We start from the raw sequence: 22,486 nt of genomic DNA, 5'->3' as shown, positions 1-22,486 counted from the left end.
TTGGCTCGCATGACGACCCATGCCGCCGACGAGCCGCAGCCGCGCCCGCGCCGCAGGACCCCCGCCGGGGCGGCGGTGCTCCGCGAGGACGTGACGGAGGCCATCCGGGCGGCCGTCTTCGAGGAGCTCGCGGCCGTCGGCTACGCGCGGATGTCCATCGAGGGGATCGCCCGGCGCGCGGGGGTCGGCAAGACGGCCGTGTACCGGCGCTGGCGTTCCAAGCTGCACCTGGTGCTCGACATCGTCTCCGCGCTCGCGGTGCAGGGCCTGCCCGTGCCGGACACCGGTTCCCTCGAGGGCGACCTGCGGCTGCTGTACGAGGTGACGTCCCGCGCCCTGCGCCACCCGGTGGCCTCGCAGATCATCCCGGACCTCCAGGCGGAGGCGGCGCGCAATCCGGACATCGCCGAGGCCCTGCAGAAGACGGTGCGGGAGGGGCAGGACGGGGTCGCCAGCAGGATCCTCGAGGCGGCGCGGGAGCGCGGCGAGCTCGGCGCCGGCGTCGACACGGACCTGGCGCTGGACCTGATCTCGGGGCCGCTGTACTGGCGCTCGGTGGTCGTGCGCGGCGGGAAGCCGCCGAAGGGGTATCTGGCGGCACTGGCGCGGGCGACGGCGGAGGGCCTGAAGGCGCTGTGAGGCGAGGCGAGGGGAGTGAGGCGGGGCGGGTCCCGCAGGCGGCCGTCCGCGACCCGGCCGTCCCGGCCGGTTCCCGCCTTCCGGTCACCTTTCCGGCGCGCGGTGCGTCATTGCTGACGATGCCGTCTGACGAAAGGTCGTGCGATCGTGAACGCCCCGGATCACCTTGCCGCCCGGTTCGAGGAGCACCGTCCTCACCTCAAGGCGGTCGCGTACCGCATGCTCGGTTCGCTGACCGAGGCGGACGACGCGGTGCAGGAGGCCTGGCTGCGGCTGACCGGCTCCGACGACCGTCGGATCGACAACCTCGGCGGCTGGCTGACCACGGTGGTCGGACGGGTCTGCCTGGACATGCTCCGTTCCCGCAAGCGGCGGGGCGAGGAGCCGCTGGAGGAGCGGCTGCCCGATCCGGTGATCACCCGGGAGGGCGGGCACGACCCTGAGCAGCAGGCGCTGCTGGCCGACTCGGTCGGGCTGGCGCTGCTGGTGGTGCTGGAGTCCCTCAGCCCGGCGGAACGGCTGGCGTTCGTGCTGCACGACATGTTCGGGCTGCCCTTCGAGGAGATCGCGCCGATCGTCGACCGCACGCCGGCGACGGCCAAGAAGCTGGCCAGCCGGGCGCGGCTGCGGGTCCGCGGCGCCACCCCGCCCCCGGACCCCGACCCGTCCGGCCGGCGCCGCGTGGTGGACGCCTTCCTGGCCGCCGCGCGCGGCGGCGACCTCGACGCGCTGCTGGCCCTCCTCGACCCGGACGTGGTGCTGCGCGCGGACGGCGGTGCGCTCACCGGGGGCCTGCGGGTCGTCCGCGGCGCCGAGGCAGTGGCCGGGCAGCTCGACACCTTCCGGCGGATGGCCACCGCCGCGACCACGCACCCCGCGCTGGTCAACGGCCTCGCCGGACTGGTCAACACCCTCGACGGGAAGCCGCTGTCCGTCATGAGCTTCACCGCCGTCGACGGCCGGATCACCGCCATCGACATCCTGGCCGACCCCGAGCGCCTGGCCCGGCTCGACCTCACCGCTGTCGAAGGCTGACCCCTCCGCCCCTCCGGCCCCCGTCCGGCGCGCCCCACGGCCCGTCGGACGGGGGCCGGCGTGTGCCCCGGCGGGACGGCCGGCCGGGCCGGAAAAAAATCCGGCCCGGGCGGTCACCTCCGTCCGCTCCGGGACGTCAGTGCGGTGTACGAGCCGATCGGCCGGGCCCGAGCGGCCCGCCTCCTGGAAGGGACACCCCATGACCGCGACCACGACCGGCCTCTCCGCCCTCACCCCCCGGTTCTCCGACCCGCAGCAGCTGGTCCCCGAACTCGGCGCCGTCGCCGCCGGCCTGTTCAGGATCGCCGGCAACGGGACGGTTCCCCGGAGCACCGTGTGCCTCGTCCAGCTGCGGGCCGGACAGCTCGTCGGGAACACCTACCTGACGGTGCTGCACACCGGCAACCTGCGCCGGGCCGGGGTGCCGGAGGAGAAGATCACCGCCGTGGCCTCCTGGAAGGACGCCCCGTACTTCACCGACGCCGAGCGGGTGGCGCTGGAGCTGGTGGAGGCCGTGCTCACGCCCGCCCCGCACGGGGAGCGCGTCCCCGACGCCCTGTACGCGCGGGCGGCCGGGCACTACGACGCCAAGGCGCTGGCCACGCTCGCCATGGTGATCGGCCAGGTCAACTTCTTCGTCCCGCTCGCGCTGATCGGCAGGCCGCTGCCGGGCGTCGCCCCCGCCGAGCAGTGGCGCGCGGCCACGGGGGAGTGACCGCGCGGAACGGGGCCCTTTCCTCCCGGCGGCGGGGCCGGGGGCGCGCTGCCGGGCCCGCTCAGACTGCCCCGACCGCCTCGACCGCCTCGACCGCCTCGACCGCCCCGACCGTTCCGACCGCTCCGGCCGCCGGGCCGGTCAGCGGTTCCGTCCCGTCCCGCCGTCCCGCGCCGCCTCCGGGTGCAGGCGGAGCCAGCCCTGCCAGGCCGAGGTGATCATGTCCTCGACGTCGTACTTGGCCTTCCAGCCCAGCTCGGCGGTGGCGCGGTCGGCCGAGGCGACGACGCGGGCGGGGTCGCCGGGGCGGCGCGGGGCGACCGTCGGGGGCCGGTCGTGGCCGGTGAGGGCGTTGATGCGGTCGATCATCTCGCGGACGGAGACGCCCTCGCCCCGGCCGATGTTGAGGGTGAGGGAGCGGCCCGGGGACGCCGTCAGGGCGCGGGCCGCGGCGAGGTGGGCGTCGGCCAGGTCGGCCACGTGGATGTAGTCGCGCACGCAGGTGCCGTCCGGCGTGTCGTAGTCGTCGCCGAAGACGCGGGGGGCGGCGCCCTCGGTGAGCTTCTCGAAGACCATCGGGACGAGGTTGTGGGCGCCGGTGTCGGCCAGCTCCGGGCTCGCCGCGCCCGCCACGTTGAAGTAGCGCAGCGACGCCGTGGACAGGCCCGTCGCGCGGCCGGTGGCGCGGACCAGCCACTCGCCGGCCAGCTTGGTCTCGCCGTACGGCGACATGGGCGCGCACGGCGTCTCCTCCGTCACCAGGCCGACGTCGGGCATGCCGTACACGGCGGCGGAGGAGGAGAAGACGAAGGACGGCACGCCGGCCGCGGTGACCGCCTCCAGCAGGACGCGCAGGCCCTCGATGTTCTCGTGGTAGTAGCGCAGCGGCTGGTCCACCGACTCGCCGACCTGCTTCTTCGCCGCGAGGTGCACCACGCCGGTGACGCCGTGGCCGGTGAGGGTGCGCGCGAGGCGCTCCCCGTCCAGGACCGATCCCACCACCAGGGGGACGCCGTCGGGCACGCGCTCGGCGATCCCGGTGGTCAGGTCGTCGTACACGACCGTCCGCTCGCCCGCCTCGGTCATCGCCCGTACGACGTGCGCCCCGATGTATCCGGCACCGCCGGTGATCAGCCAGGTCATGTGAGCGTCCCCTCGTCAGCGGTGCGGTGCGGTGCGGGCAGCGGTGCAGTGGTCCTCGGTCGGCAGCGGTCCCTCGTCGGCATCAACGGTCGCGGTCCGTCGTCCGGTTCCCGCGGGGAGGCTCCGCCCGGTCGGCGGCGCCTCAGGACGGGGCGGGGGCGGCCTCGGGATCGCAGGCGTCCAGGGCGGCGGTGAGCCGGTCCAGGCGGGCGCGCAGGTCCTGGATCTCCGCGAGGCCGAGGCCGGTCGCCGCCGCGATCCGGCGGGGTACCTCGGCGGCCCGCCCGCGCAGCGCCGCGCCCTCCCGGGTCAGCCGCACCTCCACCGACCGCTCGTCGCGCGTGCTGCGCTCCCGCCGGACCAGACCGGCCGCCTCCAGCCGCTTGACCAGGGGCGACAGTGTGCCGGAGTCGAGCCGCAGATGCTCGCCGAGCTTCTTGACCGGCAGCTGTCCGTGCTCCCACAGCACCAGCATCACCAGGTACTGCGGGTAGGTGAGTCCCAGCTCCTTGAGGACCACGCGGTAGACCCCGCCGAAGGCGCGTGAGGCGGCGTTCAGGGAGAAGCAGATCTGCTGGTCGAGGCGGAGCCAGTCCGAGGCGGGCGTGGTCATGCGGTCCAGGGTAGCCGACGGGACGTGCCCGCTATTCAGTTGTGCACAATTGAATTGCGTGCTCTACTGGTGGGCGTCGGCAGCCGCCGCGACACCCCACCGAAGAGAGGGACGGTTCCCCCATGGACGCGCTCTACACCGCCGCCGCCACCGCCACCCACGGCCGCGACGGCCGTGCCGTCAGCTCCGACGGCAAGCTGGACCTCGCCCTCAGCGCCCCCGTCGAGATGGGCGGCGACGGGCGGGGCACCAACCCGGAGCAGCTGTTCGCCGCCGGGTACGCCGCCTGTTTCGGCAGCGCCCTCGGCCTCGTCGGACGACGGGCGAAGGTCGACGTCACCGACGCCGCGGTGACCGCCGAGGTCGGCATCGGCAAGCAGGGCGAGGGCTTCGGGCTCGCCGTCACCCTCCGGGTCGAGCTGCCCGGGGGCGTGGACGAGGAGACCGGCCGCAAGCTGGTCGAGCAGGCCCACCAGGTCTGCCCCTACTCCAACGCCACCCGCGGCAACATCCCCGTCGAACTGGTCGTCGAGTAGTCAGTCCCCGGCCCCGACCCGCGCCAGCACCTCCCCCGTGCGCTCGCTCCACGCCACCACCACCGCCTTCTCGGGCACCGGATGCCAGCGCGTCAGCAGCAGCCAGCGCACGTCGTAGCGACGCACGACGGCGGCGCGCACGGCAGGGTCCGAGCCGGGGGCGAGGTACGCCTTCACGTCGGCCACGCGCCGCCTGCGCTCCCGCTCGTCCAGCGACGGGTCGGGCCAGGCGGGCGCCGCGAGATTCGGCCCGTACCCGGCGATGGCGTGCCCGGCGTAGTAGCCGTCGGTGATCACGACCTCGCCGGGGCCGATGTGCCGGGCCGCCCACGCGTACGACGGCCAGTCGGGCGGCTGCGCGAAACCCGCCGGCACCACCGCCCCCGCCTGCACCGTCAGGAACCCGAGCGCGGCGCCCGCGGCGGCCACCGCGCCCAGCGTCCGCCGCCGCCGGCCCCACGGCCGCGCCGCCGCCAGCTCGACCGCCAGGGCGAACTGCGGCGGCACCAGAGTGAGCCCGAGGATCCTGCCGTAGGTGTAGTGGCCGCTGAACCAGCCGTACGCCACCACCGCGCAGTCCAGCGCGAACATCAGCACCAGCGGGTCCCGCGCCGAGCGGCGCCCGCGCAGCCACAGCGCCGGCAGCCCCAGCAGCGCCAGCCAGAACTGCCCCGGCAGATCCAGGTACAGGACCCGGTGCATCCCGTCCACGCTGCCGTCGCCGGCCAGCGCGAACACGTCGAAGTACGGCCAGCAGGCCGCCGGCACCACCGCCGCCGCCCCCGCCACCGCCCACCGCCCGGCGACCGCCGCGCGCCGGCCGCGCCGGCAGTGCTGCCACCCGGCCACCAGCGCCACCGCGCCCAGCACCGCCGCCACCGACGTGATCGGGTGGACCAGCAGGACCAGCCCGTACAGGACGCCCAGCGCCGCGTACCCGCCGAAGCCGTGCAGCCCGCTCGGCCCCACGTACCGCACCCGGCGCGCGTCCCGGGCCAGGGCGCCGGTCAGCGCCCAGGCCCAGAAGGTGAGACCGATCGCGAACGCCGACGGGTAGCCGAGGTTGCCGGTCATCGACATCAGGCCCAGATAGCCGCTCCACCAGGCCCGCTCGGTGCCCCACAGCAGCGTCATCGCGCCCAGCGCCAGCACCGGCGCCCACGGCCGCGGAGACAGCACCCGCACGAAGCGGTTCAGGCCGGTCAGCAGCACCAGCAGGTTCACCGGCCCGGCGAGCCGCACCACCTCCCAGCCGCTCAGCCCCGTGAGCCGGGCGAACAGACCCTGGGCCACCGCGTACGGCGAGTAGTAGGCGCTGCCCGCGCCCGGCAGGTCGGCCATCGGGTGGCGCGGACGCAGCAGGTCGGCCTTCAGCCGCTCCACCACCGCCGCGTGCTGGCCGGCGTCGCAGCACAGCGGCACCCGCCAGTACGCGAGGGACATCACCAGGAAGAACAGGAAACCGGCGCACTGGAACGGGGTGGGGCGCCAGGAGCGGCCGCCGCGCAGCGCCGTCGCGCCGCGCACGGAGCGCCGGACGAGGACGCCGGCGCTCACGAGAGGAAAGAGAAAGGGGACATCCGGGGCATTTGCCGTATGTTCCCGGCGGTGTCAGCGGCTTGTCGTCACTTCACCCCAACGGGCGAGAGGCGGGCCGCCCGCGGCGGACCCGCCCCTCAGCTCCTCAGGCCCCCTCAGCCCACCGCCCGCGCCCGGTCGGCGTGTCCCTGCGCGGGCAGCGGCACCCGGCTCCGCGCCACCGGCTCCAGCAGCAGCGGGATGCCCACCACCGGCAGCAGCCAGGCCAGCACGATCAGCCGCTCGCCCCAGATGTTGATGTCCGGATGCCCGGCCTGGGTGAGGATCCCGGTGAACGCCGCCGCGACCACGAAGACGCCCACCGCGCCCCCGCGCCGCAGCGCGCCCCACGCCCCGGCGCCCAGGGCCGCGGCGAACAGCGGCTCCCACGCCTGCCGGCGCAGCCACTCCACCCAGAAGTTGCCCTGCAACTGCCAGAACTCCGGCCACGGACGCTCCCGGTCGGGCCGCGCGAAGTGGCCGGTGAGCAGGTCCTGCAGGCTGTCGGACACGGTCGGGTAGTGCAGCAGCCGGGCCAGTGTCATCGTCAGCAGCGCCCCGGCCAGGCCCACCGCGGCGAGCGCCGTCACGTCCCGGCCCGGCGGACGGCCGTGCCGGCGGCGCCACAGGGCGACGGCACCGCCCGCCGCCGCCAGACACACCCCGAGGAACAGCGCCTGGGAGTGCTTGACCGCGAACAGCGCGAGCAGCGCCCCGGCGACCAGCGAGAACCCCGCCCGCCGGCGCCCGGCCCGCAGCACCAGCGCACAGCCCCACACCGCGGCCAGCGTCAGCGCCATCAGCAGCCCCTCGGTCATCGGGCGCATGGCGGTCGTACCGCTCGGCAGCACGTAGTACAGGGCCTGCCCGGTCAGCGCGAGCGGCACCGGCACCGACAGCGTGCGCAGGATCAGGAAGACGAGGACACCGCCCGCGCAGGCGATGGCCACGCTCGCCGCCCACAGCCCCCACGTCACCCCGAACGCGGCGAGGAACGGCACCAGGACCACCGGATAGCCGGGCCGCGCCTCGAAGATCCGCATGAAGCGCTCAGGCATGTACGGCACGGTGTGCCCGCCGGTCTGCCCGGCCGCCAGCCGCGGCTCCACCTGCCCCCACTCCCGCCTCTGGCAGTCCGTCATGACCCGGTCGGTGGGGTCGGGCCGGTGGAAGCGGACCACGTGCACGCTCTGCTCGCGCCGGGCCAGCGACGCCCGGCCCGCGCACACGTAGTCGATGGTGGCCGCCGCCGTCTCGCGCTTGCTCTCGCCGGACAGGCTCAGCGCGTACGCCAGGTAGTTCTTGGTGTCGGGTGTGTCCCGGCCGGTGACGTTCGCGAGCTGGAGCAGGGTGAACGCCGCGGCCAGCAGCAGCACCCAGGTCCGCGGCCTCACGAGAACGTCAGCAGGTCGCGGCCGGTCACCGGGACGGTGCGGGCGGCGGGCACGGTGACCGCCGACGCGGGCATGCCCTCGCCCAGCATCAGCGTGCGCACCACCCGCTCGGCGGCCCGCCCGTCGTCGTACTCGCAGAACCGCGCCCGGAACGCGGACCGCAGCCGGGCCGCATCCTCGTCCCGCCACGCCCCCGACTCCAGCAGCCAGGTCAGCTCCCGGTAGGAGCGCGACACGTGCCCGGGCGCCTCGGCCGTGATGTCGAAGTAGGCGCCGCGGCTCGCCGCGTAGGCGTTCCAGTCGTCGGCGTGGATCAGGATCGGACGGTCCAGGAGCGCGTAGTCGAACATCAGGGCGGAGTAGTCGGTGATCAGCAGGTCGGAGGCGAGCATCACGTCCTCGACGTGCGGTTCGTCCGTCGCGTCGACGACCACGCCCCGCCGGTGCAGCTCGGACAGGCCCAGGCCGCGCGCGGGACCGGCGGCCAGCGACGGGTGCAGCCGGACCACCAGGGTGTACGCCTCGCCGAGATCGGCGGCGAGGCGGGCCAGGTCGATCCGCTCGACGTACCCGCCCCGCCGGTACTCGCGGCGGGTCGGCGCGTACAGCACCACCGTGCGGCCCTCGGGCACACCGAGCCGCTCACGGACCCGCCGGCCGTGCTCGGGACCGGCGTTCACCAGGACGTCGTTGCGCGGACTGCCGGTCCGCGCGGACGTGAAGTGACAGGGGTACGCCCGCTCCCACACCAGCTCCGAGTGCCGGTTGGCGACCAGGCTGTAGTCCCAGCGGTCGGCGCGGCGCAGCATCCCCGGCACGTCCAGACCGTGCCGGGCGCCGGGCTTGCCCAGCAGGTCGGCGCCCATGAACTTCAGCGGGGTGCCCTGGTGGGTGTGGATGTGCACGCTGCCGGGCCGCTTGACCAGGCCGCCCGGCCAGTTGACGTTGTTGACGAAGCAGGCGGCCCGCTCGGTCACCCGGCGGTAGGCCGCGCTGCCCAGCAGCACGTGCTCGGTGTCCGGGGGCAGCAGCGCCGCGTCCCGCTCGTCGCGCACCACCCACACCCCGCGCAGGTGCGGGGCGATCTCGCGGGCCTTGTGGTAGACCGCCGCCGGGTCGCCGAGCACGCCCCGGTGGGAGAAGGCCGAGTACACGACGAGGTCCGGGTCCAGGGGGCGGCGGGTGTTCACCGCGGACCGGACGCGGCCCAGGCGTCCGGCGGCGGCCCCGCCCGCCTGCCGCGTCCGCCGTGCCAGCGCGCGGCCCGCCCGCCCGGACTGCCGCCGCAGCAGGTACGCCGTGTACCCCAGCTCCAGCACCCGCAGTTCGGCCGGGATCCGCGCCCCCTCGGGCCGGTGCGCGCGGAACATCTGCGCGGTGCGGCGGAAGAACTCGGCCCGGTCGGACGGGGGCAGCCGGTCCGGCTTGGCGAGGATGTCCAGACAGTGGTGGCCCATCTTGGCGTGCAGGAAAGGCCGCCACTCGGCCAGGTGCGGCCGGGCGTCGAGGAACGCGAAGACCCGCCCGTACTGCTCGTGCACGTCGAAGTGCTTGCGGCTGGTGGTGGACAGGATGTTGCCGCTGCGCCGCTGCCGGTAGTTCAGGCAGATGCGGTCCAGGGTGGCGATCCGTTCGGCGCTGAACATCACCGGGAAGGTCCAGGGCGTGTCCTCGTAGTAGCCGGGCGGGAAGGTGAAGCCCTCACGCTCGGTGAAGTCGCGCCGGTAGACCTTGTTCCACACCACCATCAGCAGGTCGAGGATCTCCGGGCGTTCGGCGGCCGTGAAGGTGGTGCCGGCGGCCTCGGCGAGGACGTGGGCGAGGACGTTGCGGCGGGTGCCGCCCCACCAGTAGGTGCGGGCGTAGTCGAAGACCAGGACGTCCGGGTCGCCGGTCTCCTCCAGCCGGTCGGCCATCGCGCGCAGGGCGCCCGGGGTGAGGGTGTCGTCGCTGTCCAGGAAGAACAGGTAGTCGCCGGTGGCGTGCGGCAGCGCGGCGTTGCGGGCCCGGCCGAGACCGACGTTCTCCTCCAGGTGCAGTACGCGCATCCGGTCGTCGCGGGCCGCGTACTCGTCGAGGATCGCGCCGCAGCCGTCCGGTGAGCAGTCGTCCACCGCGATCACCTCGATGTCCCGGAAGGACTGGCCCAGGACCGAGTCGAGGCACTCGCGCAGGAAACCCTGCACCTTGAAGCAGGGGATGATGACGCTGAAGCGGGGCACTTCGGATTCAGCTCCTTACGAGGGTGACGGCGGCGGGGGCCGGGACGCGCTCCGCGAGCGGGGTCACGGGCGGCAGCGCCTCGGGCGGCTCGCCCAGCAGCACCCGGCGGACGACGCGCTCGGCGGCCCGGCCGTCGTCGAACTCGCAGAACCGCTCCCGGAACGCGGCCCGCAGCGCCGCCGAGTCCGGGCCCGCGTACGAGCCGTCGCGGAAGACCCGGGCCAGCTCCCCGGGCGTGCGGGCCACCGGGCCGGGCGGCGCCGCCAGCAGGTCGAAGTAGACGCCGCGGGTCTCCCGGTACACGTCCCAGTCGTCGGCGTACACGACGATCGGCCGGTCGAGATTGGCGTAGTCGAACATGATCGACGAGTAGTCGGTGATCAGCGCGTCGGCGGCCAGGCACACGTCCTCGGAGGAACGGTGCGCGGTGACGTCGATGATCCGGCCGGTGCGCCGTCGCTTCCCGCCGCGGTCGTAGAAGTAGTGGGCGCGCAGCAGCACCACCACGTCCTCGCCGGCCTCCTCGCAGAAGGCCTCCAGGTCCAGGGCGCCCGCACCGAACCCGGTCTCGTGGTCGCGGTGCGTCGGCGCGTACAGGACGGCCGTCTTCCCCTCCGGGACGCCCAGTTCGCGCCGGACGCGGGCCACGTCGTCGGCGGTCGCCGTGTAGTAGACGTCGTTGCGCGGATAGCCGTACTCCAGGTGCTTGTAGGAGCCGGGGAAGGCGCGCTCCCACATCTGGGTGGAGTGGCGGTTGGAGGACAGGTTGTAGTCCCAGCGGTCCACGCGGCCCAGCAGCCTGGCGAAGCTGCCGGTGGCCGCCGCCACCACCGGGTACGTCGACTGGTCCACGCCCATCGTCTTCAGCGGCGTGCCGTGCTGCGTCTGCAGGTGCACGCTGCCGGGGCGCTTGACGACGCCCTCCGCGAAGTTGGCGTTGTTCACCAGGTACTTGGCGCGGGCCAGCACCTCCCAGTAGCGCCGGCTGCCGATGACGGCGTGCTCGACGTCCTTCGGCACGGTGTGCGCCTGGTCCGGCTCGACGAGGAACACCCCGCGCAGGTGCGGGGCGATCTCGCGGGCCTTGGCGTGGATCGCGGCCGGGTTGCAGGCGTAACCGCGGCCCCAGTACGCGCAGTACACGACGAGGTCCGGGTCGAGCGGGCGGCGCAGCGCGCGCCGGTAGAGCAGCCGGGTGCGCAGCCCGCGGGGGCGGGGCAGGCGGTCCAGGACGGCGCCGGCCGCGCGGTTGGCGCCGCGCAGGGCGCGGAACGCCGCGTACGCACCGGACGCCAGCAGCCGGTGCTGCACGCCGAGCCGGCCGCCCGGCGCGCGGAAACCGTCGGGGCGGTGGCGCCGGTAGAGGCGGCTCGCCCGGAGGAAGAAGGAGCGGCGCCCGCGGGTCAGCCGCCGCGGGTGGGCGGCCGTCTTGAGGATCAGGGCGAAGAGCTGCTCGAACAGCGGCCCGCGCCGCTCGGCCGGCAGGCCCCGTTCGGCGGCGTGGGCGAGGGCCAGCTCGGCCTGGTCCAGCAGCTCGGCGTGGTGCTCGCCGGGCCGGTTCAGCCTGCTGCCCTGCCGCCGCACCAGATGCCGTACGACGACGGAGCGCAGCACCGCCACCCGGTCGGCGTCCGCCGCGGCCCGGGTCGCGAAGCCGATGTCCGTGTAGTGCCCGGCGGGGAACTCCAGCCGGTGCCCGGAGAGGAAGGCACGGCGGTAGACCGCGCTCCAGGCGGGCAGCTGCACACCGGTCAGGTGCGGGGCCCGGCCGGGGGCGAAGGCCCCGTCGGGCGCCTTCGCGAGCAGCGGTGCGGCCGGGTTGGCCGGCTCGCCCTCCCACCAGGGGACCCGCTCGTGCTCGAAGTACAGCACGTCGACACCGCCGGTCTCGGCGAGCCGCTCGTCCAGCGCCGCCAGCGCGCCGGGGACCAGGACGTCGTCGCCGTCGAGGAACAGCAGATAGGCGCCGGTCGCCGCCCGCGCCCCGGTGTTGCGCGCCCCGGCCGGGTCCGCCGACGGCGGCGAGTGCACGGGCCGCACCCGGGAGTCCCGCTCGGCGCGGGCGGCGGCGATGTCCGCGGCGGCGCAGTCCGGGCCGTCGCAGACCGGGATCAGCTCGAAGTCGCCGAAGGACTGGGCGAGGACCGAGTCCAGTGCCTGGGAGAGCCGCCCTGCGACCCCATGGGACGGGACGATGATGCTGAAGCGGGGCATTCTGCTCTTTCTCTCGTTGTCCGGGTCCGCCGGGAGTCCCCCGCCGCGCGGACCGCCCGGCGGCCCGGCCGTCCGGCCGGCCGCCAGGTGGGCGGCCGGCTCGGAGTGGGCCGCGACGAGCTGCGGGGCATGCGGTCTCCCAGGAGGCGAACGGCGGTCAGAGGCTGTCGGTGACGGTGCGGGGGCCGGCGGGCTGCGGCACGGTGGTCAGCGGGGTCCGTGCGAGGGCCGCGGCGGCCGACGGCGCGGGGTGCCGTCCGGCGAGCGGCACCACCGGCGGCAGGTCCGTCCGACCGAGCACCGCGCGGCGTACGACGCGCTCGGCGGCGCGGCCGTCGTCGTGGGGGCAGAACCGCTCCCGGAAGGCCGCCCTGAGCCGGGCGGACCGCGCGTCGCACCACTGTCCGCCGGCGAAGACGCCGATCAGCTCGTCCTCGTCGGCCACCACCGGGCCCGGCGGGAGGGTGCCGAGGTCGAGGTAGCACCCGTGGACCGCGTCGAAGGCCTCCGGCTCGTCGGCGTGGAGCACGATCGGCCGGTCCAGGACCGCGTAGTCGAACATCAGCGACGAGTAGTCGGTGATCAGCGCGTCGGAGGCGAGGCACAGCCTCTCCACGCCCGGGTGGTCGCTCACGTCGACGATCCGGGCGTGGCGCGCGGTGGTGAGCGGCCCGCCGTGCCGGGGGTGGGCGCGGGCCAGCACCATGAAGCGGGGGCCGAGGCGGGTGACGAGGCGCTCCAGGTCGAGGCCCGCGCCCGGGGTGCGCCGGTGGTCCCGGTGGGTGGGCGCGTACAGGAGGGCGACGGTGCCCTCGGGGATGCCGAGCGTCTCGCGCAGCCGGGCCACGTCCGCGGCCGTCGCCCGCTGGAAGACGTCGGTGCGCGGCCTGCCGTGCTCCAGGACGGTGTAGCGGCCCGGAAGCGCGCGCTCCACGGTCAGGGTGGAGTGGCGGTCGGCGGTGACGACGTGGTCCCAGGTGCCGGCGGTGTCCAGGAGCCGGGGGAAGTCGGTGGCGCGGGCGGCGGCCGGGTGCGCGCGCAGGTCGAGGCCGAGGTGCTTGAGCGGCGTCCCGGCCCCCGCCCGGATCAGCGTCTGGCCCCGGCGCTTGACGAGACCCGGGACGACACCGGTGTCGTGCACCAGGTACCGGGAGCGGGCCAGCGCCGTCCAGTACGCGGCCGTGCCCGGGGTCAGGCGGCGGGCGGCGGTGGGCACCGTGTGGTGGTGCGCGGGGGCGGCGGCCCACGCCGTGCCGATGTGCGGCGCGAACTCGCGGAACGCCTCCTCCAGCGCGCCCACGTCGCCGCCGTACCCCCCGTTCCCGTCCGTGGCGAAGACGGCGCGGTCGGCGCGCAGGGGCAGCCGGCGCTGGATCCCGTAATGCAGCCGCAGCGCGGCGGCGCGCGCCGTCCCGAGCAGCGCGCCGGCCGTCCTGCGCGTCCGGCGGCGCAGGGCCGACGCCAGCCGCAGGGCCGCGTAGGTGCGGCGCAGGCCGAGGCGGAGCAGGGCGTGGCGCAGGCGGACGACGGGCGGGACGGGGACGCCGGGGACGCGGTGGCGGCGGCAGTGGACGCGGGCCCGGCGCACGAACTCGCCGCGCAGGGCGGGCGGGAGACGGTCGGGACGGGTGAACACCGTCACCAGGTGGTCGGCCATGCGCCGGTACAGCACGGGCCGCCAGCGGGCCAGCTCCGGACGGGACTCGAGGTGGGCGAAGACGCGGTCGTACTGCGCGAAGACGTCGAGGTGGCGCGCGCTCGGCGTGCCCAGGATGCTGCCCCGGCGGCCCTGCCGGTAGTGCACGCAGACCCGGTCCAGGGTGGCGATCGACTCCGCCGACATCAGCACCGGGTACGTCCACGGGGTGTCCTCGTAGTGGCCGGGCGGGAAGACGAAGCCCTCGTGCTCGGCGAACTCCCGCCGCACGGCCTTGTTCCAGGCCACCATCAGCAGTTCCAGCAGCCCCGGCCGGTCGGTGAGGCGGAAGGGGGCGGGCCCCTGCTCGGTCAGGTGGGCGGCGGCCCGGTTGCGGACCGTCTCGCCCGTCCAGTGGGCGCGGGCGTAGTCGTAGACCAGGACGTCCGGCTCGCCGGTCTCCTTGATCCGGTCGGCGACCGCGCGCAGCGCGTCCGGGGTGAGGGTGTCGTCGCCGTCGAGGAAGACCAGGTAGTCGCCCGTGGCCCGCTCCATCCCGGCGTTGCGGGCGGGGCCCAGGCCCTCGTTGCGCGGCAGGTGCACGGGACGTACGCGGGCGTCGCGCTCCGCGTACTCGTCGATGATCTCGCCGCAGGCGTCCGGCGAGCAGTCGTCGACGACGATCAGTTCGAGATCCCGGTACGACTGGGACAGCACCGAATCCAGGCACTCGTGGAGATACGCCTGGACCTGGTACGCGGGGACGATGACACTGAACCGGGGCACGGGGACATCCATGGGTCGGCGCGGGCGTTCGGCCCGGCAACGTCCGATGGAGTGACTTGGTTACGGCCCTTGCGTCATCCGGGGGACTTCGCGCACGTGGGAGAGGGGGCGGACCGGTGACCGGACCACCCCCTCAAGAGTGAGAAACCGTCGTCTACTTGACAGCCCCCGCCATCACGCCGGAGACGAACTGCCGCTGGAACGCGAAGAACACGGCCAGCGGGATCACCATGGAGATGAACGCGCCCGGCGCCAGTACGTCGATGTTGTTCCCGAACTGCCGTACCTGCGTCTGCAGGGCGACGGTGATCGGCTGGCTCCCGGAGTCCGAGAAGATCAGCGCGACCAGCATGTCGTTCCACACCCACAGGAACTGGAAGATGCCCAGGCTCGCGATGGCGGGACCGCCGAGCGGCATCACGACCCGGACGAACAGCCTCAGTTCGCCCGCGCCGTCGAGGCGGGCCGCCTCCAGCAGCTCCCTCGGGATCTCCGCGAAGAAGTTCCGCAGCAGGAACACCGCGAACGGCAGTCCGAAGCCGACGTGGAACAGGATCACGCCGACCACCGACCCGAACAGGCCGATCTTCCCGAAGAGTTCGGCGATCGGGATCAGCGCCACCTGGACGGGGACGACCAGCAGGCCGACCACGGCCAGGAACCACCAGTCACGGCCCGGGAAGTCCATCCAGGCGAAGGCGTATCCCGCGAGCGAGCCGATGACGACGACCAGCACCGTCGCCGGGACCGTGATCAGCACGGTGTTGAGCAGGGAGGAGGTGATGTCGCCGTTCTTCAGCAGCTCCTCGTAGCTGCGGAAGGTGAGCTGCGACGGCTCGGTGAGGACCTTCCACCAGCCGCTCGCCGCCATGTCCTTCGGGGTGCGCAGCGAGGACAGCAGCAGGCCGATCGTCGGGACCAGCCAGAACAGGCCGACGACGATCAGGAACACCCGGACCAGGCCGCCACTGACCTTCTCGGCGAGCCGCGAGCCCAGCGACGGCCTCGCCTTCACAGCCTCCCGGGGCGGCCCGGCGGCCGCCTCGGTGAGGGAACCCGCGTCCGCGGTCATCGCCGCACCTCCCGCCGCAGTCGCCTTATGTTGAACCACATCACCGGGATGACCAGGAGCAGCAGGAAGACCGCGATGGCGCTGGCGATGCCCGGCTGGTCGGAGGCGAAGCCCTTGCGGTACAGCTCCAGGGCGAGCACGTTCGCGTCGTCCTGGGAGGAGCCGGGGGCGATGATGAAGACCAGGTCGAACACCTTCAGCACGTTGATCATCAGGGTGACGACGACGACCGCGAGGACCGGCGCGAGCAGCGGCACCGTGATGCGCCGGAAGACCTGCCACTCGCTCGCGCCGTCCACCCGGGCCGCCTCCAGGAGCTCCCGGGGCACCCCCGCGAGCCCCGCCGCGATGAGCACCATCGCGAACCCGGCCCACATCCACACGTACGACCCGATGATGGCCGGCGTGACGAGCGACGGACCGAGCCAGTCCAGGCCGTTGTAGGGCTCCTCGAAGTTGTCGGCGGGCAGTCTGAGCAGCGCCCCGTCGGCCGCCGCCGGGAGCGTGAACGTGCCGTCGCCGGCGGCCTTCGTCGACGCGACGACCTTGCCGTTCTTGACGGCCTCGATCCTCATCCCGGCGTAGCCCAGCTCGGTGCTGTCGACGCCGCCCAGCTTGCCGACGCCCTTGCCGCGGGTGAAGTCCTGCCAGGTGGTGCCGGTGATCTTCCCGTCCTCGGGCCGGGCGGGCGCGGCCTTCTTCGCGCCGTCCGGCATCTTGTCGGGGGCGACACCGACGAGCGGGAGCATGACCGCCCGGCCCGCGCCGACCGGCTCCCTGGTGACGAACGCGCCCCCGCCGGCCGGCTTCAGCGGCGACTCACGGCCCGGGTGCGCCTTCGGGAAAGCCGACGACTCGGCGAAGGTGTCGTGCACCCCCACCCACACCGCGTTGGCGACGCCCTTCTCCGGTGCCTGGTCGTACACCAGGCGGAAGATGATCCCGGCGGCCAGCATCGAGATCGCCATCGGCATGAAGACGACCAGCTTGAACGCCGTTCCCCAGCGCACGCGTTCGGTCAGCACCGCGAAGACCAGGCCGAGCGCGGTGGCGACCGTCGGCGCGAACACCACCCAGATCACGTTGTTCTTCAGGGCGGTGCGGACGCCGTCGTCGGTGAACAGCGCCCGGTAGTTGTCGAATCCGGTGAAGGAGTCGCCGGACTGGTCGTAGAAGCTGCGGATCAGCGAGTACCCGATCGGGTAGACCACGAGCGCGCCGAGCAGCACCAGGGCGGGCAGCAGGAACAGCGCCGCCACGGCCTTGCGGGTGCCGGTCACGCTCCTGCGCGACTTGGGCACGGCGGGGGCCGGTGAGGTCCCCGCCGCCGTTGCCGACTTCATCCGTCAGCCCCCGTAGGCGGCGGCCGCGTCCGCCTCCAGCTTCGCCTGGGCGCCCGCGACGTCCTTCGGGTTCTTCAGGAAGTCCTGCAGCGCCTTCCACTCGCCCTTGCCGGGCGTGCCGCCGAAGGCCTGCGGGGCCTGGTCCGACATGTCGAAGCGGAAGTCGTCGCCGGCCGCGATCAGCGCCTCGGCCATCTTCTTCTGCACCTCGTTCGGGTACGCGCCGGTGTCGACGCCCTTGTTCGGCGAGAGGAAGCCGCCCAGCTTCGCCTGGATCTCCGCGGCGTCCGGGGAGGCCAGGAAGGTGGCCAGTGCCTGCGCCGCCTTCGAGTCCTTCAGGATGACGGCCGCGTCGCCGCCGGAGACCACCGGCGCGCTGTCGCCGACGGCCGGGAACGGGAACACCTTCGCGTCCGTGCCGACCTCCGCGTCCGTCTCGCCGATGTTGACCTGCACGAAGTCGCCCTCGTAGACCATGGCGGCCTTGGGCTGGTCGCCGCCGGTGAACGTCTGCGTCACCGAGGCCGGGAACTCCGTCTGCAGGGCGCCGTCCGCGCCGCCCGCGAGATAGTCCTTCTTGCCCCAGATCCCGGCGAGCGTCGTCAGGGCCTCCTTCACGGACGGGTCCGTCCACTTGATCTCGTGCTTGGCGAGCTGGTCGTACTTCTCCGGGCCGGCCTGGGAGAGGTAGACGTTCTCGAACCAGTCGGTGAGGGTCCAGCCGTCCGCGCCGCCGACGGAGAACGGCGTGACGCCGGAGTCGTAGACCGTCTGGGCGGTGGTGAGCAGCTCGTCCCAGGTCTTGGGCTCGGTGGCGCCCGCGTTCTCGAAGACCTGCGTGTTGTACCAGATCAGGGACTTGTTGGCGGCCTTGTAGTAGACGCCGTACGGCTTGCCGTCGACCTTGCCGATGTCCTGCCAGCCCTGCGAGTAGTTCTTGGTCAGCTCCTTGGTGGCCTCGGGGCCCAGCGGCTTGGCCCAGCCCTTGTCGACCGCCTGCTTGATGGCACCGGGCTGCGGGAGCATCGCCACGTCCGGCGGGGCACCGCCCGCGATCTTGGAGCCCAGGAAGTTGATGATCGGGTCCTGGGCGGGCACGAAGGTGACCTTGGCGCCGGTGCGCTTCTCGAACTCGGCGAGAACCTTCTTGAAGTTCTCCTGCTCGGCACCGGTCCAGACGGCGGCGACCTCCAGACTCTCGCCGTCCAGCTTGGGAAGGGTGAGGGTCGCCGGCTTCTTCTCGCCGCCGGTGCCCTCGTCGCCCTTCTTGCCGCCCCCGTCGTCATCGCCGCCGCACGCGGTGAGCGAGAGCGCGAGGGCCCCCGCGGCCAGGGCGGCGGCCACCCTGGTGGTCCTCTTGACGGTTCCGCGTGTCCGGATGGTGCTGCTCGTGCGCATCACTGCCCCGTTCTTCGTTCCTCGTCGAACGCCTGGCGCTGTCCCGTGCGCTCTGGTGTACGCCAGGGGGAGGAGGGCGGCAAGAGCGCACCCGCACCCGACCCGAAGATCGTGACCCCGTCGTGACTCGCCCTGTATGCACCCCGGTTGCCGCCCGCAGTCATTCCGGCTCGCGGGCAGTCGTGCCCCCGGGGCGGCACGGGTGGGCGCCGGGCCCCCTCCGGGGGAGGCACCCCGCGACGCCGGGCCCTCGCACCCACGCCCGAGCAGCAGCGCCGGCCCGCGCACCCGGCGAACACCGACGCCCGCCCACGCGCCCCCCCGTCACAGCAGCGACGGCACCTCCGCCGCCGAGACCTCCCGCGCCGCCCGCTCCAACGCGCTGGCCAGCAACGCCAGATCCGTAGGCCCGTTCCCCAACTCCCGCACCGGCCGCCGCGCGGGCGGGTCCCCCATCCGCTGCCACTCCAGCGGCACGACGGTCGGCCGCAGCGTCGCCGTACGCGGGATCCGCCCCGTCACCCGCCCCGCCTGGAAGGCCGTGCTCCGCCCGTCCGCCCAGACCAACCGTCCGCGCCCCGGCAGCGGTTCGTCCGGCCCGGCCACCGGCGCGTCGAGCGTGACGCGCAGCGCCGCCCGGCGGGCCGGCTCGGTCTGTGCCGTACGCCCCCCGGGACCGGCGGCCGCCACGAGGTGCACCCCGAGCCGCTCGCCCTCCCGCGCCACCGCCTCCAGCGCCCGCATCACCGATCCCGCCGCCGGCCGCCCGGGCGACCCGAGCGGGGGAGCGACGAGCGCGTCCAGGTCGTCCACGACGACCACCAGCCGGGGCAGTGGCGGTACGGCCTCCGCCTGTCGCCGGGCGGTGCCGCCCGGCCGCAGCCGCAGCGTGGAGCTGGGCGGCGACTCGACGTCCCCCGCCCCCGGTATCGCCGCGGGCCCGCCCGTCGCCGTGCGCTGGCCGACCATCCGGCCCGACACCTCGCGCCCGGTGTGCCACCGGGCGAAGTCGGTACGCCCGAGCAGCTCCGCGCGCCGCTTCAGCTCCGCGCTCAGGGACTGGGCGAACTCCCGCATCAGTACGGGGTCGTTGGCGGTGAGATGCGTGGTCACGTGCGGAACGTCCGTACAGACCCGCAGTCCCTCGCCGTGCCCGCCGCCCGCGCCGACGCTGTCCCGGCCGTCCATCAGGACGATGCCGAGCCGGTCGGGGCGTTCGGCGGAGGCGAGCGAGGCGACGACCGCCCGCAGCAGCTCCGTACGGCCGCTGCCGGCGGGGCCCTCGATCAGCAGGTGCGGCCCCTCGGCCGCGAGGTCCACGACGACCGGGCCGCGCGGTCCGGCGCCCAGCACGGCGTGCGCGCGTCCGCCGAGCGACGCCGTGTCGTCGGCCGCGTCCGCCCAGCGGGCCATCAGGGACGCCGGGGTGGCCCGGGCGAGTCCCAGTTCGTCGAGGAGCCGGGCCGCCTGCGGCAGCGGCGCGGACACACGCGCGGGCCGTCCGCCCGTCCCGCCGTCGGTGCGCAGCGGCGCCAGGGCGCGCGCGAACCGCTCGGCCCAGGCGAGGGAGACGGCGTCCACCGTGCCGAGGGTGCCGTGGCCGATCGGCCCGCCCGGCGCGGCCCCGGTGCGGGCGACGCGCAGCAGCCGCAGGGCCGTCGCCACGTCCCCGCTGAGCAGCGCCACGGCACCGCACTCGCGGAAGACCGGCGACACCGTGCAGGCCGCCTCGTACGTCTGTGTCACCGGCGAGGTGGGGGAGGCGGCGGCCGTCTCCGCGAGGCACACCACGTGGATGCCCGCCCGCGGCCCCTCCAGCGCCAGCCGCGCCACCGCCTCGCGCACGTCGGCGCCGCCGGGGTCGCCGTCCACGACGAGCACGGTGTACGGCCCCGCGAAGCCGCCGCCCGCGTAGATACCGTCGTCCGCCCGCGCCCAGGAGGGCCGCCGGGCGCCGCCCGCGGCCTCCTCGGCCCCGTCCGGGCCCCCGGGCACCCCCGCGCCGCCGCGGGCGCCGCCCGCACCGGCGTCCCCGGCGAGTCCGGCGTGCCCGCCGTGTCCGCCGTGTCCGTCCGGTCCGGGGTGCCGGGTGTCCTGCGCGCCGGCCGCCGGCCGGGCCGGGACCGGGCCGACGGGGGACGGGCCGACGGCCCCGGTCCGGGTGTCCGCGAGGTGGTCCTCCAGGCGGCGGAGGAGCTCCTGGGCGCGGGCGGTGGCCTGGTCGCGGTCGTAGGCGAGGAGGAGCCGGCAGTCCTGGCCGTGCCCCGGACGCACCTGCGGCAGCCACCCCAGCCACGACCACTCCGCCGTCCGCTCCTCGAGCGGGCGCGCACGGTCGGCGCTGATCAGGACGATCTCCAGCACGTCGGGGGAGTGCAGCGCGGCGAGCTGGGCCAGCACCGAGCGGGCCAGGCCGGCGAGCCGCGTGCGCGGGCCCGCCAGGCCGAGCGCGCCGGCCTCGCGCAGTCCGACGGTCACCGGAACGGCGGGCAGCGGCGCGGCGCCGCCGGGCGCCATCCGGTCGGCCGTGCCGAGCCGCACGGCGAGCACCTCGGGATGGTCCGGCCCGCGTTCCCACAGCCGCGGCCCCGGCCCCAGCGCCGTCAGCAGCAGCGCGGCGGCGTCCGGCCAGGTGTCCGGCACGGGGGAGCGGCCGTCGGCCGGGAGCGGCTCCCGCGCCGGGGAGGCGGCCTCCGCCTCGTACGCGTACGTGCCGGGCCCGCCGGCGTCCTGCGCGCCGCCGCGTCCGCCGGTCAGCCGCCGCGCCCACGCGCCGATCCCGCCGCGTCTGCGCACGCCCTGCGGCACCTCGGTCCCGCGCAGGGGCGTGCCCTTGCGGCCGCTGTCGTGGTCGGCGCCACCGGCGTCCGCGGGCGTCCGGCCCGGGCCGGACGCGCCTTCGCGCCCCGCGTCGGCGCCGTACGCTCCCGCGTGTCTCCCGCCGTCCACGCCGAGCCCACCCGTGTGGGTGACGGTCGCGCCGGCCGGCCCCGCGTACGGGCTCCCCGGCACGGGGGCGGAGGCCCCCGCGTGCGTGTCGTGCGCCCCGCCCGGACCCACCCCCGGCGCGGCCGGACGGGCCGCGTCCCCGGGGGCACCGGTGCCGCGGCTCTCGATACGGGGCGCGGAACCCTGGCCGGGGACCTGCGGAGGACGGGCCGGCACCGCCACGGTGCCGTACGCCGTCGTGCCGTGGATGCCGTGGATGCCGTGGATGCCGTGGACGCCGTGGACGCCGTGGACGCCGTGGACGTGGTGGACGCCGTGGACGTGGTGCGTGGCCCCGCCGGGGCCGCCGGGCGCGCCGCCGGGCACCGCCCCGTGGGCCGCCGCCGCGCCGGACAGGCGTACGTACCCCTCGCCGTCCGGTGTCGTCGTCACCCGCGCAGCGGCCCCCCGGCCGGCCGGGACCAGCCGCAGGGCCGACTCGCCGATCCGCAGCAGCGCCCCCGGCGCGAAGCGGACCGGCCGCTCGCCCACGCGGGTGCCGTCCAGAACGGTGCCGTTGGTCGAGCCGAGGTCGGCGACCGAGACGCGGCCGTCGGCGGCGACGGTCACGGCGCAGTGGGTCCGGGAGACGTCGGGGTCGTCGAGGGCGATGTCGGCGTCGGCGGAGCGGCCGAGCCGGATCTGGCCGCCGTGCAGCAGATGGACGCCGCCCGCGTCGGGCCCGGCGACGACGTGCAGCTGGGCCGGGACGTCGGCCGGCTCGGTGTGCGGGTCGGGCTCGCCCGGGGCGCCGAGGCAGAGCACGGCGCCGTCGATCAGCGGCGGCTCGCCCAGGGTGCTGCGCCGGGCGTCGAGCCGCCGCGCGCCGGCGTACAGCACGGCCTGGCCGGAGCCGGTGCCCTCGCCGCCGGGGACCGCCGCGGCCAGCGCGGAGGCGACCGCGGCCAGGGCCGTGCCGGCCGGCGCGGTGACCAGCACGTCACGGCGCGCGGCGTGGCCCCCCGGGGAAGCATGCGGGCCCAGCGGGTCTACGACGGTCAGCCGGATCTGCATCGCCGTCAGCGGTCCCTTCGCGCGGGCGCCCGCGATCGGCCGGGGACGAAGCCTTCTCCCCGCGGTCCCCCACCGCGGATCTCCCCCACCGCCACACGAGCACGTCGGCCAGTACTGCAGGCATCCTCGCACCTGCCACCGACAACGCGCCCGCCCCCC

15 protein-coding genes are annotated in these 22,486 nt (G+C 75.1%); 4 read left to right on the top strand and 11 right to left on the bottom strand.

What is annotated here, in order from left to right; all coding sequences use genetic code 11:
• Window positions 1-9 precede the first annotated feature (9 nt).
• From ACFYOJ_RS24290 to ACFYOJ_RS24280, 3 genes are all read left to right on the top strand, one after another.
• Window positions 10-639, top strand: a complete 630-nt coding sequence (locus ACFYOJ_RS24290) for a TetR/AcrR family transcriptional regulator (RefSeq protein ID WP_356556919.1) — start codon at window positions 10-12, stop codon at window positions 637-639.
• Window positions 640-786: 147 nt separating this feature from the next.
• Entirely contained in the window at window positions 787-1,674 is an 888-nt protein-coding gene (gene sigJ / locus ACFYOJ_RS24285; RefSeq protein ID WP_356556920.1) for an RNA polymerase sigma factor SigJ, read from the top strand.
• Between the two features lie 199 nt (window positions 1,675-1,873).
• On the top strand, window positions 1,874-2,389 hold the full coding sequence (locus tag ACFYOJ_RS24280) for a carboxymuconolactone decarboxylase family protein (RefSeq protein WP_356556921.1): 516 nt from the start codon (window positions 1,874-1,876) through the stop codon (window positions 2,387-2,389).
• 141 nt (window positions 2,390-2,530) lie between these two features.
• Here ACFYOJ_RS24280 and galE read toward each other — a convergent pair whose 3' ends face one another.
• Both galE and ACFYOJ_RS24270 read right to left on the bottom strand, forming a co-directional pair.
• Window positions 2,531-3,532, bottom strand: a complete 1,002-nt coding sequence (gene galE / locus ACFYOJ_RS24275) for a UDP-glucose 4-epimerase GalE (RefSeq protein ID WP_356556922.1) — start codon at window positions 3,530-3,532, stop codon at window positions 2,531-2,533.
• A 142-nt stretch (window positions 3,533-3,674) separates the two neighbouring features.
• Window positions 3,675-4,145 (bottom strand): MarR family transcriptional regulator, encoded by a 471-nt coding sequence (locus ACFYOJ_RS24270; protein ID WP_356556923.1) that lies wholly within the window; start codon window positions 4,143-4,145, stop codon window positions 3,675-3,677.
• 122 nt (window positions 4,146-4,267) lie between these two features.
• Between ACFYOJ_RS24270 and ACFYOJ_RS24265 the strand changes: the two genes are divergently transcribed.
• Window positions 4,268-4,681, top strand: a complete 414-nt coding sequence (locus ACFYOJ_RS24265) for an organic hydroperoxide resistance protein (RefSeq protein WP_356556924.1) — start codon at window positions 4,268-4,270, stop codon at window positions 4,679-4,681.
• On the opposite strand, the gene ACFYOJ_RS24260 is transcribed toward ACFYOJ_RS24265, so the two are convergent.
• From ACFYOJ_RS24260 to ACFYOJ_RS24220, 9 genes are all read right to left on the bottom strand, one after another.
• Entirely contained in the window at window positions 4,682-6,238 is a 1,557-nt protein-coding gene (locus tag ACFYOJ_RS24260) for a hypothetical protein (protein WP_356556925.1), read from the bottom strand.
• Window positions 6,239-6,375: 137 nt separating this feature from the next.
• Window positions 6,376-7,653 (bottom strand): hypothetical protein, encoded by a 1,278-nt coding sequence (locus ACFYOJ_RS24255; RefSeq protein ID WP_356556926.1) that lies wholly within the window; start codon window positions 7,651-7,653, stop codon window positions 6,376-6,378.
• The gene (locus ACFYOJ_RS24250) at window positions 7,650-9,875 is read right to left on the bottom strand and encodes a bifunctional glycosyltransferase family 2 protein/CDP-glycerol:glycerophosphate glycerophosphotransferase (RefSeq protein WP_356556927.1); all 2,226 of its coding nucleotides are present in this window, start codon (window positions 9,873-9,875) and stop codon (window positions 7,650-7,652) included. The genes ACFYOJ_RS24255 and ACFYOJ_RS24250 overlap by 4 nt, the downstream gene beginning before the upstream one ends.
• A 7-nt stretch (window positions 9,876-9,882) precedes the next feature.
• A complete protein-coding gene (locus tag ACFYOJ_RS24245; protein ID WP_388597798.1) occupies window positions 9,883-12,090 on the bottom strand; it encodes a bifunctional glycosyltransferase family 2 protein/CDP-glycerol:glycerophosphate glycerophosphotransferase in 2,208 nt (735 codons plus the stop codon).
• Between the two features lie 157 nt (window positions 12,091-12,247).
• Window positions 12,248-14,512 carry a bifunctional glycosyltransferase family 2 protein/CDP-glycerol:glycerophosphate glycerophosphotransferase gene (locus ACFYOJ_RS24240; RefSeq protein ID WP_356556929.1) on the bottom strand — a complete coding sequence of 755 codons (2,265 nt, stop codon included), beginning with the start codon at window positions 14,510-14,512 and terminating at the stop codon, window positions 12,248-12,250.
• A gap of 154 nt (window positions 14,513-14,666) precedes the next feature.
• Window positions 14,667-15,584, bottom strand: coding sequence for a carbohydrate ABC transporter permease (locus tag ACFYOJ_RS24235; RefSeq protein WP_356556930.1), 918 nt, complete (start codon window positions 15,582-15,584; stop codon window positions 14,667-14,669).
• Window positions 15,581-16,927, bottom strand: coding sequence for a carbohydrate ABC transporter permease (locus tag ACFYOJ_RS24230; RefSeq protein ID WP_388597795.1), 1,347 nt, complete (start codon window positions 16,925-16,927; stop codon window positions 15,581-15,583). The genes ACFYOJ_RS24235 and ACFYOJ_RS24230 overlap by 4 nt, the downstream gene beginning before the upstream one ends.
• 3 nt (window positions 16,928-16,930) lie before the next feature.
• Window positions 16,931-18,325: an ABC transporter substrate-binding protein gene (locus tag ACFYOJ_RS24225; protein ID WP_356556931.1), complete on the bottom strand. Its 1,395-nt coding sequence runs from the start codon at window positions 18,323-18,325 to the stop codon at window positions 16,931-16,933.
• Window positions 18,326-18,649: 324 nt separating this feature from the next.
• Complete coding sequence (locus tag ACFYOJ_RS24220; RefSeq protein ID WP_356556932.1) at window positions 18,650-22,327, bottom strand: FHA domain-containing protein; 3,678 nt, start codon at window positions 22,325-22,327, stop codon at window positions 18,650-18,652.
• Between the last annotated feature and the right edge of the window lie 159 nt (window positions 22,328-22,486).

Origin of the sequence: Streptomyces sp. NPDC006384 (assembly GCF_042870695.1) — a bacterium.
Taxonomy (GTDB): domain Bacteria; phylum Actinomycetota; class Actinomycetes; order Streptomycetales; family Streptomycetaceae; genus Streptomyces.
The sequence above is the reverse complement of the archived record's forward strand: the minus strand, read 5'-3'. Positions and strand labels throughout refer to the sequence as shown.